Origin of the sequence: Streptomyces sp. NPDC053427 (assembly GCF_044544985.1) — a bacterium.
Classification (GTDB): Bacteria; Actinomycetota; Actinomycetes; order Streptomycetales; family Streptomycetaceae; genus Streptomyces.
Genome location: NZ_JBITYA010000006.1, coordinates 304,888 through 317,454, shown reverse-complemented (window position 1 = coordinate 317,454; position 12,567 = coordinate 304,888). Strand labels below are relative to the sequence as shown.

The following is a 12,567-nucleotide window of genomic DNA, read 5'->3' as shown; positions in this document are numbered from 1 at the left end:
GTGGCGCCTTGTCCCGGATCGGCGGCGGCCCGTAACGTCAATGCGTCCCGCCCGCACCGTCCCGCCGAGGGGTCCCATGCCGTCCCTGCACACCGCCCTGCTCCAGAGTTCGGGACGGCCCGGCGATGTCGCGCACAATCTGCAGGTGCTGGAGGACGCCGCCCGCGAGGCCGCCGCCACCGGCGTCGCACTGCTCGTCTGCCCCGAGCTGTTCCTGACCGGATACGCCATCGGCGACGGCATCCACCGCCTGGCCGAGCCGGCCGACGGCGACAGCGCCCGCGCCATCGGCAGGATCGCCGACGAGCATGGCGTCGCGGTGCTCTACGGCTACCCCGAACGCGCCGACGCCGATACCGTCTACAACTCCGCGCAGCTGATCGCCCCGGGCTCGGCGTCCGAAGGGCTCGGCTGGCGCACGGGCGGCGCGGAGCCGGCCGGCACCCGCCTCGCGAACTACCGCAAGACGCACCTCTTCGGCTGCTTCGAGCGGGAGTGGTTCACCCCGGGGCAGCAGCCCGTCGTCCAGGCGGAGCTGGCCGGCGTCCGGATCGGCGTGATCATCTGCTACGACGTCGAGTTCCCGGAGAACGTCCGGGCGCACGCACTGGCCGGTACGGATCTGCTGCTGGTGCCCACCGCGCAGATGCACCCCTTCCAGATCGTTCCCGAATCCGTCATTCCGGTGCGCGCCTTCGAGAACCAGATGTACGTCGCGTACGTGAACAGGGTCGGCGCGGAGGGCGAGTTCGAGTTCGTCGGGCTCAGCTGCCTGGCGGGACCGGACGGCGTGGTGAGCGCCCGGGCCGGCCGCTCGGAGCAGCTGGTGCGGGCCGAGGTCGACCCCGCCTTCCTCAAGGAATCGCGCGAGAACAACCCGTATCTGCTCGACCGGCGGCCGGAACTCTACGGCCCGCTGACGTGATCTGACCCCGCCCGACCCCCCACCGGATCCCCCGTTCCACCGCGGGCCGGCCCACCCCGGCCCGCGCCGCCCCACCCTGCCCCGCCAGCTGTGCCCTGTCTCCAAGGAGTCCGTACCCCATGACGTCCACGGTGCCCCCCGCCGTCCCGCACACCGACGTGCAGCCGCCGATCACCATGTTCGGCCCGGACTTCCCGTACGCCTACGACGACTTCCTCGCCCACCCGGCGGGCCTCGGCCAGATACCGGCGACCGAGCACGGCACCGAGGTCGCGATCATCGGCGGCGGCCTCTCCGGCATCGTCGCGGCGTACGAGCTGATGAAGATGGGGCTCAAGCCCGTCGTCTACGAGGCCGACCAGATCGGTGGGCGGCTGCGCACCGTCGGCTTCGAGGGCTGCTCCGCCGCCGGTGACGAAGGCGAGCTCAACTGCGAACTGGGCGCGATGCGGTTCCCGCCGTCGTCCACCGCCTTCCAGCACTACATCGACCTGGTGGGCCTGGAGACCAAGCCGTTCCCCAACCCCCTTGCGCCCGGGACCCCGTCGACGGTCGTCGACCTCAAGGGCGAGTCCCACTACGCCCGTACGGTCGACGACCTGCCCCAGGTCTACCGCGACGTGATGAACGCCTGGAACGCCTGCCTGGACGAGGGCGCCGACTTCTCCGACATGAACCAGGCCATGCGCGAGCGGGATGTCCCGCGCATCCGTGAGATCTGGGCGCAGCTCGTCGAGCGGCTCGACAACCAGACCTTCTACGGTTTCCTCTGCGACTCCGAGGCCTTCAAGTCGTTCCGGCACCGCGAGATCTTCGGCCAGGTCGGCTTCGGCACCGGCGGCTGGGACACCGACTTCCCCAACTCCATCCTGGAGATCCTGCGCGTCGTCTACACCGAGGCGGACGACCACCACCGCGGCATCGTCGGCGGCAGCCAGCAGGTCCCGCTGCGGCTGTGGGAGCGCGAGCCGGAGAAGATCGTCCACTGGGCGCCCGGCACCTCGCTGAAGTCCCTGCACGACGGCGAGCCGCGCCCCGCCGTCACCCGGCTGAACCGCACCGCCGGCAACCGCATCACGGTCACGGACGCCTCCGGCGACATCCGCACCTACCAGGCCGCGATCTTCACCGCGCAGTCCTGGATGCTGCTGTCCAAGATCGCCTGTGACGACTCGCTGCTCCCCATCGACCACTGGACGGCGGTCGAGCGCACGCACTACATGGAGTCGAGCAAGCTCTTCGTGCCCGTCGACCGGCCGTTCTGGCTGGACAAGGACGAGGACACCGGCCGGGACGTCATGTCGATGACGCTCACCGACCGGATGACCCGCGGCACCTACCTTCTCGACAACGGGCCGGACCGGCCCGCCGTGATCTGCCTCTCGTACACGTGGTGCGACGACAGCCTCAAGTGGCTGCCGCTCGACGCCAACGAGCGGATGGAGGTCATGCTGAAGTCGCTGTCGGAGATCTATCCGAAGGTCGACATCCGCAAGCACATCATCGGCAACCCGGTCACCGTGTCCTGGGAGAACGAGCCCTACTTCATGGGCGCGTTCAAGGCGAACCTGCCCGGCCACTACCGCTACCAGCGCCGCCTGTTCACCCACTTCATGCAGGACGGGCTGCCGGAGGACAAGCGCGGCCTGTTCCTCGCCGGCGACGACATCTCGTGGACGGCCGGCTGGGCCGAGGGTGCGGTGCAGACCGCGCTGAACGCCGTGTGGGGCGTGATGCACCACTTCGGCGGCGGCACCGACGAGACCAACCCGGGCCCCGGGGACGTCTACGACGAGATCGCCCCCGTCGAGCTGCCGGAGGACTGAGCCCCGGCGAGCGGTCAGAGGCCGGCCGCGCGGACCCGTCCGTACAGCTCGGCGGCGCGGTCGGCCAGCTCCTTGCCGTCCCGGCAGGACACCTGGAGATCCAGCAGCACCTCGCGGGCGCCCGCCTCGGCGGCCGCGGCCAGATCCCCGACGATCTGGTCGTGGCTGCCGCTGTACGGCGGGCGGCCCGCCTCCGGGAGCGGCGCCCCGGTCGGCTCGACACCCACCCGCATCGACACGTCGATCGCCCCCGCGGCACGGCCGTGCCGCTCCGCCGCCTCGTTCAACCGGCCGAGCAGCGGGGCGAGTCGATCCGCGGTGAGAGGGGCGGGCAGCCAGCCGTCGGCGCGCCGCGCCACCCGTTCCAGCGCCCGGTCGCCGGTCGCGGCCAGATAGACGGGAATCGGACGGGCGGGCTTGGGGCCCACGGAGGCGGGCGCGATATCGGTGTACCTGCCCCGGTACGCGACCGGATCGGCGCCCCAGACCGCCGCGCAGACGTCCAGCAGCTCGTCCAGCTGGGTGCCACGGGCGTCGAAGTCGGTGACCCCGGCCGCGCGGTACTCGTCGCGCGACCAGCCCGTCCCCAGCCCTGCCAGCACCCGGCCGCCGGAGCCCGCGTCCAGCGTCGCCAGCGTCCGGGCGAACGGGAACGGCGCGTGCAGCCCGGAGACCAGCACGCTGCTGCCCAGCCGGACCCGGTCGGTGACGGCGGCGGCCAGCGACAGCGTGACCAGCGGGTCGGCGCACATCCGGTAGTAGTCGGGCCAGGGCAGCCCCGGCACCCGGTACAGACCGTCCAGCGGCTCCCGCGGGAACACCGTCCGCTCGAAGACCCACACGCTGTCGTACCCGGTCCGTTCCGCCGCGCGGGCCACCTCCAGCACATCGAGCCGGTGATCGTACTGCGCCATCTGCGGAAGCCCGAGTCCCAGCCGTAGCGTCATGGGCGGCACCCTACGGCGCCGGGCGTCGAAGGGGTACGAGGCCGTACGGCGGCACCACCTCGTGCAAGGGTGTGAGCAGACATCGGCCCACCAGTCCGACGCTCGCGTCCAGCCGCTCGGCGAACTCCTCGGCCACCTCGGGCAGTCGGCGCGCGCCCCACAGCATCCGGGCCGCGGCCCAGGCGGCGTCCCGGGCCATCTCCAGGCTCCAGGAACCGGCGAGATGCGTCAGCGGATCGGCGATGTCCAGCAGATCGGGGCCGGGCATCAGGCTCTCCCGGATCCGTTCCTCCAGCCCGGTCAGGACCGCGCCGATACGGTCGAAGTCCCCTTCCAGGGCGGGCGGTTCGCAGTCCAGCGCCCGGCAGGTGTCCAGCACCGCCAGCGCCAGATCGTGGCCGATGTGCGCATTGATCCCGGCGAGCGCGAACTGCAGCGGGTGGACGCCGGGATGGCGGCGCAGCTGGAACAGCGGCCGCCAGCAGGCGGGCGGGCGCAGGCCCGCGGCGGCGGCGTCCACCGCGGCGAAGTAGCGCCGGGCGAAGCGGATGTCGAGCTCGCCCGCGGCCGCCGGGTCCGAGAACCCGCCGTCCCCGATCCGCCGTGCCACCGCTTCGGTGACGGTCAGATAGACCCGGTTGAAGACGGCCACCCCGTCCTCGGCGGGCAGCGCCGCGTCCAGCGACCGCATCCGCGCCAGCACCTCGTCCACGCCCGCCGCCGTCGTGGATCCCGGTCGAGTTCCCCGCCGCTGAGTCTTCGTCATCCGTTCAGCGTGACAGCAGCGCCCGGAAATGCGGCCTTTGCCGTGTGCCGATGACCTGATCGGGGTAATAACTGGCGCGCCCACTTGTGCTTTTCAGGTGAGCCTTAAAGAGCGTCAACGGCCTTTGAAAACCACATACTTTGGCGTCGTCCCCCCCCAGGAGCCACCGCATACGAAGCGGTGCCGAATTCCGGAGGTCGTGCATGCCCCGAAGACTTGCCGCAGCCCTGTCCGCTCCGCTCCTCACGGTGGCCGCGCTGCTGGCGTCGGCCGCCCCGGCACAGGCCGCACCCGCCGACAAGCCGCGCGTACTCCTCGGCTGGACGGGTACCGACGCGAGCAGCTACAGCAACTGGGTGGCGGCCCGCGGAGATCAGGCGAAATGGTCGGCATACGACTTCGACTGGTCCACCGACTATTGCTCCAAGTCGCCCGACAATCCCTTCGGCTTTCCCTTCGAGATCTCGTGTGCGCGGCATGATTTCGGCTACCGCAACTATAAGAAAGCGGGCACTTTCCCCGCCAACAAAGCGCGGCTCGACAGCGCCCTGTACGAGGATCTGAAACGGGTCTGCGCGCGCTACTCCGGCGCCAAGAAGAACTCCTGCACCGCACTGGCCTGGACGTACTACGAGGCCGTGAAGCACCTCGGCTGACCGGGTCGGGCCGGGGCGCGCGCCGCGTCGTCAGCGGTTCCCCGGCCCGCTCCCGCCCGTCTCCTCGCCGTCCTTGCCTTCGCGCCCCCGGTCCTCGTCGCCCCGGTCCTCGTCGTACGCGGAGGCGCCCTCGTCCAGCAGCGGCGGCTGCGTCTCGAGGTGCGGGGGAGCCAGGGCGCGCAGGACGTGACAGCCGGCGAGCACGACGATGGTGCCCAGCGCGGTGCGAGGGTGTCGGCGAGGAACCTGGTGGCTGTGTCCGGCCCGGAGAGGGGACATCCCAGCGGCACTCGGATGCCTGCCCTCTTCGGTTTGTCCAGACGCAATCGTTCGACTATGAATCACCTCGGCTCTGTGACGTGCAGGGCGTCGCAGATGTGGAGAGTGATCATGGCCGGCTTCGGGTGGAAGCTTCATGGAGACGGGCGGCACTTGAAGCCGGGCGAGGTGGTCAAGCCCGGGGAACGCCTCACGTGGGGGCGGACGATCGCGCTCGGCGCCCAGCACGTGGTGTCGATGATCGGCGCATGCTTTGTTGCCCCGGTGCTCATGGGTCTGGACCCCAGTCTCGCCCTCATGGCATCGGGTGTCGCAACCGTGCTGTTCCTGGTGATGACCCGCGGACGCATCCCTAGTTACTTGGGTTCGTCGCTCTCCTTCGTGGGCGTATCCGCTGTGATCGCGGGCCAGGGCGGTGACGTCGGCACCCTGACGGGCGCGATGCTCGTGGTGGGGGTCTGCTTGGCCGCCTGCGGCTTCGCTATCCATGTCCTTGGGGCTCGCGTGGTCCACGCGGTGCTCCCGCCCACGGTGACCGGTGCGGTCGTCATGCTGATCGGCTTCAACCTCGCCCCCGTTACTGCCTCCACCTACTGGCCCCAGGACCAGTGGACGGCTCTGGCGACGATGCTCTTCACGGGCCTGGCTCTCGTCGTGCTCCGCGGCTTCTGGTCGCGGATCGCGATCTTCTTGGGCCTGGTCTTCGGCTATGCGCTGTCCTGGATTCTCGATCGCACAATGGGAAAGATTCATTCAGTCAACGGTTCGGGCAAGCTCACGGACCATTGGCGCATCGACTTTTCAGGTGTGGTGAAGGCTGACTGGATCGGCCTTCCCACGTTTCACGCCCCGAACTTCTCGGCCTCCGCGATCCTTGTCGCGTTGCCTGTCCTGGTAGCGCTGATCGCTGAGAACGCCGGGCACATCAAGGCGGTCGGTGCAATGACCGGTGACCCGCTGGAAGACAAGATGGGGATGGCCATCGTCGCCGATGGCACGGCAACGGTTCTGTCGACCGCAGTCGGCGGCCCGGCTACCACGACGTACGCGGAGAACATCGGCGTGATGGCCGCGACCCGGGTCTATTCGACCGCGGCCTACTCCGCCGCGGCGGCCTTCGCCGTGCTGTTCGGCATTTGCCCGAAGTTCGGCGCCGTGGTGGCGGCGATTCCGGGCGGGGTGCTGGGCGGTATCACCGTCATCCTGTACGGGATGATCGGCTTGCTGGGCGCCCAGATCTGGGTGCGGAACAAGGTCGACTTCACCGTGCCGCTGAACCTCATCCCCGCCGCGGCCGGCATCATCGTGGCCATCGGCGGCGTCTCGTTGAAGTTCACCGAGACCTTCGAACTCAGCGGCATCGCTCTTGGGACGCTCATCGTGCTGACCGGCTACCACTCCCTGCGTTGGCTTTCGAGCGCGGCAGGTCAGAGCCGCACGCCGCTCCTCGACGGTGGAACCAGCGATTTCGACAGGTCTACCGACCGGAACGACTGAGGCTCGCGACGGCCGTTCGCATCGGCAGGGTTCGGCGGAGTTCTCCGTCACGCAGCCGCGTGAGGTCGAGCTTTACGCCAAGGCATTCGCTCCACTGCAGCAGTCGGCCGTATAGGGGATTGCCGTTCGAGAGAAGCCCTTCACGACATGTGAAGGGCTTCTTCGTGGTTCCTTGGGAACCCAACGTCACGAAATGCGGGATTCCATGACATCGGAAGTCGGGAGATGAGCTCCTCCAGTCGGTCACGTTCACCATTGAGGGACGTGACCTGCTCGGAAGGGAGGGTATCCCAGTTCTGGTCGACAGCGACCGAGAAGATAACTTCCACCCCGAAGGCTGCGGACCGGAACTCCTCCAGCCGCTCCGCAGCGGAAATCTGCAATTGCGAGGCGAACTCCTCCATGGAGGTTTCCCCGCGATCGGCAAACGAATCCGAGAAGCACATCAGATCGTCAGCAAGAGTATTGAGCGGCATCTGCTGGCGATCGAGATCTGCCAGGCTGCGCTCCGCCAAGTGGCGTTGATTCGCCCACCACTCCGCCTCACTGTTCATTGCTTGATGATCCTTCCGGAAACCGTCACTGCACGCCCTGTCCCGGTATCCATGACGACGTGCCGAACAGGGCCACGACATGCTGCGCACCCAGGCCCGCGGTCCGCGGCCGGGACAGTCGCTCGTCCGGTCTCCGAATGATGAGGACAGGGCAGTTTCCCGTCCCGGCGGAAAACATGTACTAAGCGGCCGCTTACGATGGGGCGAGTCATGTCACGCACCACGTCACAAGAACTTCAGGAGCACCACCCGTGAGCGTCGAACCCCTCCAGGCCGCCCACCCCCTCCCGTACGGCCAACTCGTCCCCGTCACCGTCCACTTCGACGACCTCGACGCGCTCGGCATGCTCCACAACTCCCGCTACCCGCTGCTGGTCGAGCGCGCCTGGGGCGAGTACTGGCACGGCCACGGCTTCGGCTTCGACGGCGACTGGGCCGCGGCGGGTGACATGTGCAACGTCATCAAGGAGATGCGCCTGTCCTACGAGCGCCCGGTCACCCGCGCCGGCCGCTACGCCGCCCATCTGTGGGTCGAGCGCCTCGGCCGCACCGGTCTCACCTACGGCTTCCGGATCTGCTCGGCCGACGGCGCCGAGACCTACGCCCGGGGTCACCGGGTACTCGTCCGCGTCGACTCCGAGACGCTGCGCCCCACTCCGTGGTCGGACCGGGCCCGCGCGATAGCGGACGGCCTGCGGCGGCCGGAAGGGGAGGCGGCGGCGGCCTGAGTCAGCGCTCGCAGCGGCGCCGGGCCTCTCGGACGGCCATCGCGCCGGCCTGCACGAACGCGTGCTCGCCGGAGTCCACCGGGTGCCAGCGGAAGTCGGTGACCGCACAGCGGACGGCCGGCCGGATCTCCGGCGGGAGCGCGTCGAGGGCGTTGCGGACCCCCTGTTCCAGCGCCCGCTCCAGCAGGCCGACCCATCCCTGGTCCTCGGGCCAGGCGCGCATCCGTTCGCGGACCTCCGGCCGGTCGCGCACCGGCCAGTCGAAGACGACGGGTGCCACCTCGTCGTCCGGCAGCGGTTCGAAGTCCACGGTGACGATCGCGAACGGGCCGGAGCACGAGGTCTGGCGGACGTTCCTGATGGACACCTCCCGCACGGGCTGCGGCGGGAAGCGGCGGGTCCGGTCCGCGGGGAGGACGGTCATGGGGGCTCCTGGTGCCTCGCCGGCGTGGTGGCGGTCACCGCGCCGGCCGTGAGCGTCTCAGGCCGGCGGGGGGCGGCGCGAGGCGTTTGCCGGGCTCGCTCCCCACGGGCGGGGCGACGAAACCGCAGCGGCGCAGGGCCTCTTGTACGGCCATCGCGCCGGCCTGCTCGAAGGCGCGCTCGCGGGAGTCGGCCTCGTGCCAGTGGACCCCGGTGACCGTGCACCAGGTCGCCGCCCGTACGTCCGGGGGCAGTTCGTCCAGGGCCGTCCTGATCCCCCGCTCCAGCGCCCGGGCCATCTCGCCGGGCAGCCAGTTCTCCGGGTTCCGTCGCCGGTCGCGCTCGGTCCAGTCGACGACGACCGGCGCGAACTCCTCGTCCGGCAGCGGATCGAAGTCCACGGTGCAGACCGCATGGGGGCTGCCGCACCCGCCGTTGCCGACGTGGACGATGCGGACCGCGGGTATCCGGTGCGGCGGAAAGCGGCGGGCTTCGGGTGCGGGGGCGGCGGTCATGAGGTCTCCGAAAAGGTGGCCGGTGCGGCGCCGGTTGCCGCACCGGTTCAGGAGCGTTCCAGATCCGTTGCCGGGGCGGCCACCTTTTTGTGCGCCGCGCGCCCCGGCACCCGCAGCACCCGCGCCCCCGCCACCAGCCCCACCGTCAACGTCGTGACCAGCGCGAACGACACCGTCAGCGAGGTCGCCTGGGCGATCCCGCCGATCGCGGACGGGGCGATCAGGCCGGAGGTGTAGGTGATCGTGGCGACGCCCGCGATGGCCTGGCTGGGCGCCGGGCCGCTGCGGGCGGCGGCGGCGAAGGCGAGCGGGACCACGACCGCGATGCCGAGCCCTATCAGGGCGAAGCCCGTCAGTGCCATGGCCGGATGCCCGGCCGTCATGATCAGCAGGCCGCCGGCCGTCGCCAGGACGCCGCCGACACGTACCGTGCGCACCGCCCCGTAGCGGGCCACCACCTTGTCGCCGGCCAGCCGGGCGACGGCCATCGTGCAGGCGAACGCGGTGGTCGACGCGGCCGCCAGGCCCGCGTCGGTGCCCAGCCGGTCCCGGAGGTAGACCGCCGACCAGTCCAGGCTCGCGCCCTCCGCGAAGACCGCGCAGAAGCCTATGACCCCGATGATCAGCGCGGACCTGGGCGGCAGCGCGAAGCGGGGCGGCGGATGCTCCTCGGGGGCGCTGTGCAGATCCAGCACGCCCTGGCAGGCGGCGGCACCGAGGAGCGTCAACACCACGGCGGCGGCGCCGAGATGGAGCCGGGCGTCCGTCCCGGCGTGCGCGGCGACGGTGCCGGCCGCGGAGCCCAGCAGCGCGCCCGCGCTCCACATGCCGTGCAGCCCCGACATGATCGGCCTGCCGAGCCGGTCCTCGGTCTCCACGCCCAGCGCATTCATCGCGACGTCCGCCATGCCGGAGGTCGCGCCGTAGACCAGCAGCGCCGGACACAGCGCATACAGGCCGGGGGAGAGGGCGGGCAGGACCAGGGCGAGGGTCCACAGGGCGAGCAGGACGCGCAGCGCGGTGCGGGCGCCGAGGCGGTGGCTGATCCGGCCGGCCAGCGGCATGGCCAGGGACGCGCCGACGGCGGGGAAGGCGAGGGCCAGGCCGAGCTGGCCCGGGGTGATGGCGGTGTGGTCCTGGATCCAGGGCACGCGGGTGGCGAAGTTCCCGGTGACCGCGCCGTGGACGAGGAAGACGAGGGCGAGGGCCCGGCGTGCGCGGCGCAGCCCGTGGACGGGGGGCGGGGTGGGGGCGTCGGGGACGCCGGTGCCGACCATGGCGCGTAAACTATCAGGAAGCCTGCCTGTTAATAAGGGAGTGCCCCGCCGCTGATCCGTACGGATGAAAGGATCCGGCCATGCATGCAACGCGCGCGGCGGCCGCAGGGCACACCGCCTCCCCGGCCACCGCACGGCGGATCAACGACCGGCTGGCCCTCCGACTCCTCCAGACCGAGGGACCTTTGACGGCGGGTCAGCTCAAGACGCTGACCGGGCTGTCCCGCCCGACCGTGGGTGATCTGGTCGAGCGCCTCCAGGAGGCCGGACTGATCGCGGTGGTCGGCGAGAGCGGCGCGCAGCGGCGCGGCCCCAATGCGCGGCTCTACGGCATCGTCGCCGACCGGGCCCATCTCGTCGGCCTCGATCTGCGCACCCGCAGCGCCACCCTCGCGGTCGCCGACCTCCTGGGCCGGGTACGCGCCGAACGGACCGTCCCCGTCGCCCCCGACGACCCGCCCGGCACCGCCGTCGCGACCGTCCTCGCCGCCCTCGACCAGGCGCTCGGCGCGGCCGGCGCCGCCCACCCGCACACCCTCGCCGTCGGCGCCCCCGGCCTGGTCGACCCCGCCACCGGCAGGCTCGGCGGCAACGACTGGATCCCGTCCTGGCACGCCGCCCTGGTCGGCGCGCTCCGCGACCGCAAGGCCCCCGCCGTCCTGCTGGAGAACGAGGTCAACCTCGCCGCCATCGCCGAACAGCGCGACGGCGCGGCCCACGACCGCGACACCTTCGTCCTGCTCTGGCTCGGGCACGGCACCGGCGCCGCCGTCGTCCTGGACGGCGCCCTGCGCCGCGGCGCCTCGGGCGGCACCGGCGAGATCGGCTTCCTGCCCGTCCCCGGCACCGACGCGCTGCCCTCCGCCGGCGGTTGCGACGGCGGCTTCCACTCGCTGGCCGGATCCGCCGCGATCTGTGCGCTGGCGGCGGAACACGGCCTGACGCAGGAGCCCGCCCCGGCCGCCCCGGACGCTACGGATGCGCCGCCCGCCGAAGCCCTCGTACGGGCCGCGGTGGCCGGCCGCGGCAGCGCGTTCCTCGACGCCCTGGCCGCGCGGATCGCCCTCGGCGTGGCGGCGGTCTGCGCCGTACTCGACCCCGGGTGTGTCGTCCTCGGCGGCGAGATCGGGCGGGCGGGCGGCGCCGCGCTCGCCGAGCGGGTCGCCGAGCGCCTCGCCCGGCTCTCCCCGTTGCGCACGGAGGTGCGGGCGGGGACGGTCGGCGGGCGCGCGGTGCTGCTCGGCGCGGTGCTCGCCGCGCGCGACGCCGCTCAGAACGAGCTGTTCGCGCCGACGAGTTGAGCCGCCGGGGACCGGAGTGTGCCGCCCCGCACCCCGGCGCGGGGACCGCCCCGGCGGCGCCCGGGACCGCCCGTCACCGCCGCGCCCCGCCCCCGGCCCGCTCCGCCAGGAACTCCGCGTACGTCCGCCTGCCGTCCGCGTGTTCCGGCGTCAGGATCCCGCCCCGCCGCAGCGCCGCGAACGTCCGGCCCGGCAGCCACAGCGGCACCCGCAGCCGGCGCCGCCCGCCCGCCTCCAGGGTGGCGCGTACCAGCTCGGCGGTCCCGAGCACCTCGGGACCGCCGAGGTCGGTGACCCGCCCGGCCGGCGCCCCGCCCACCAGCTCGGCCAGCCGGGCGGCCACCTCGGCCACCTCGACCGGCTGCACCCGCACACCCACCGGCACCGGCAGCACCGGCGACCGCGCCCCCGCCTTGATCACCCCGAGCACCAGCTCGTGGAACTGCGTCGTGCGCAGCACGCTCCAGCCGAGACCGGACTCCTCGATCAGCCGCTCCACCGCGAGCTTGGCGCGGTAGTAGCGCATCGGGACCCGGTCCACGCCGACGATCGAGATGTAGACCAGATGCGGTACGGCCGCCGCCTTCGCCGCGTCGATCAGGCGCCCCGCCGCCTCCGTGTCCCCGCCGGCCGGCGACGAGGCACAGTGCACGATCGCGTCCACCCCCGCCATCGCCTCGTCCAGCCCGGTGCCGTCGCGCAGATCGACCGCGTACGCCCGCAGCCCGCGCCGCTCCCGGCCGGTGTGCGGCCGCCGGCTCAGCGACCGCACGTCGTGGCCGTCGTCGAGCAGCCGGTCGACCAGGATCCGCCCGAGCGTGCCCGTGCCGCCGGTCACCAAAATTGTCGCCATTGCGGAATCCGTCCTTGGGT

Annotated in this window: 14 protein-coding genes; 6 read left to right on the top strand and 8 right to left on the bottom strand. The window is 71.7% G+C overall.

The genetic code is table 11. The features are described from left to right. Positions 1-76: 76 nt before the first annotated feature. Positions 77-925, top strand: coding sequence for a carbon-nitrogen hydrolase family protein (locus ACIGWZ_RS18865; RefSeq protein ID WP_400065969.1), 849 nt, complete (start codon positions 77-79; stop codon positions 923-925). Between the two features lie 119 nt (positions 926-1,044). Further along, positions 1,045-2,751, top strand: a complete 1,707-nt coding sequence (locus ACIGWZ_RS18860; protein WP_400065967.1) for a flavin monoamine oxidase family protein — start codon at positions 1,045-1,047, stop codon at positions 2,749-2,751. 14 nt (positions 2,752-2,765) lie between these two features. On the opposite strand, the gene ACIGWZ_RS18855 is transcribed toward ACIGWZ_RS18860, so the two are convergent. Together ACIGWZ_RS18855 and ACIGWZ_RS18850 are read right to left on the bottom strand one after the other, a co-directional pair. Continuing rightward, positions 2,766-3,698, bottom strand: a complete 933-nt coding sequence (locus ACIGWZ_RS18855; protein WP_400065965.1) for a TIGR03619 family F420-dependent LLM class oxidoreductase — start codon at positions 3,696-3,698, stop codon at positions 2,766-2,768. Positions 3,699-3,708: 10 nt separating this feature from the next. Then, positions 3,709-4,464: a DUF5995 family protein gene (locus tag ACIGWZ_RS18850; protein ID WP_400065962.1), complete on the bottom strand. Its 756-nt coding sequence runs from the start codon at positions 4,462-4,464 to the stop codon at positions 3,709-3,711. Between the two features lie 203 nt (positions 4,465-4,667). Between ACIGWZ_RS18850 and ACIGWZ_RS18845 the strand changes: the two genes are divergently transcribed. Beyond that, a complete protein-coding gene (locus tag ACIGWZ_RS18845) occupies positions 4,668-5,120 on the top strand; it encodes a phospholipase (RefSeq protein ID WP_400065960.1) in 453 nt (150 codons plus the stop codon). Positions 5,121-5,150: 30 nt separating this feature from the next. Here the strand turns inward: ACIGWZ_RS18845 and ACIGWZ_RS18840 are convergent, their stop codons facing one another. Then, positions 5,151-5,399 (bottom strand): hypothetical protein, encoded by a 249-nt coding sequence (locus ACIGWZ_RS18840; RefSeq protein WP_400065958.1) that lies wholly within the window; start codon positions 5,397-5,399, stop codon positions 5,151-5,153. A 111-nt stretch (positions 5,400-5,510) separates the two neighbouring features. Between ACIGWZ_RS18840 and ACIGWZ_RS18835 the strand changes: the two genes are divergently transcribed. Next, the gene (locus ACIGWZ_RS18835) at positions 5,511-6,896 is read left to right on the top strand and encodes a uracil-xanthine permease family protein (RefSeq protein ID WP_400065956.1); all 1,386 of its coding nucleotides are present in this window, start codon (positions 5,511-5,513) and stop codon (positions 6,894-6,896) included. A gap of 140 nt (positions 6,897-7,036) precedes the next feature. Here ACIGWZ_RS18835 and ACIGWZ_RS18830 read toward each other — a convergent pair whose 3' ends face one another. Further along, positions 7,037-7,450, bottom strand: coding sequence for a hypothetical protein (locus ACIGWZ_RS18830; protein WP_400065954.1), 414 nt, complete (start codon positions 7,448-7,450; stop codon positions 7,037-7,039). Between the two features lie 251 nt (positions 7,451-7,701). Between ACIGWZ_RS18830 and ACIGWZ_RS18825 the strand changes: the two genes are divergently transcribed. Beyond that, a complete protein-coding gene (locus ACIGWZ_RS18825) occupies positions 7,702-8,178 on the top strand; it encodes an acyl-CoA thioesterase (protein ID WP_400065952.1) in 477 nt (158 codons plus the stop codon). A gap of 1 nt (position 8,179) precedes the next feature. On the opposite strand, the gene ACIGWZ_RS18820 is transcribed toward ACIGWZ_RS18825, so the two are convergent. From ACIGWZ_RS18820 to ACIGWZ_RS18810, 3 genes are read right to left on the bottom strand one after another with little or no spacing between them, the layout of a single operon-like run. Then, on the bottom strand, positions 8,180-8,602 hold the full coding sequence (locus tag ACIGWZ_RS18820) for a hypothetical protein (RefSeq protein WP_400065950.1): 423 nt from the start codon (positions 8,600-8,602) through the stop codon (positions 8,180-8,182). 34 nt (positions 8,603-8,636) lie between these two features. Further along, positions 8,637-9,116, bottom strand: coding sequence for a hypothetical protein (locus ACIGWZ_RS18815; RefSeq protein ID WP_400065948.1), 480 nt, complete (start codon positions 9,114-9,116; stop codon positions 8,637-8,639). Positions 9,117-9,163: 47 nt separating this feature from the next. Next, the gene (locus ACIGWZ_RS18810) at positions 9,164-10,393 is read right to left on the bottom strand and encodes an MFS transporter (RefSeq protein ID WP_400065946.1); all 1,230 of its coding nucleotides are present in this window, start codon (positions 10,391-10,393) and stop codon (positions 9,164-9,166) included. An 80-nt stretch (positions 10,394-10,473) separates the two neighbouring features. Here ACIGWZ_RS18810 and ACIGWZ_RS18805 point away from each other — a divergent pair, with 80 nt between their 5' ends. Next, positions 10,474-11,694: an ROK family transcriptional regulator gene (locus ACIGWZ_RS18805; protein WP_400065944.1), complete on the top strand. Its 1,221-nt coding sequence runs from the start codon at positions 10,474-10,476 to the stop codon at positions 11,692-11,694. Positions 11,695-11,767: 73 nt separating this feature from the next. Here ACIGWZ_RS18805 and ACIGWZ_RS18800 read toward each other — a convergent pair whose 3' ends face one another. Continuing rightward, entirely contained in the window at positions 11,768-12,547 is a 780-nt protein-coding gene (locus tag ACIGWZ_RS18800) for an SDR family oxidoreductase (protein ID WP_400065942.1), read from the bottom strand. Positions 12,548-12,567: the final 20 nt, after the last annotated feature.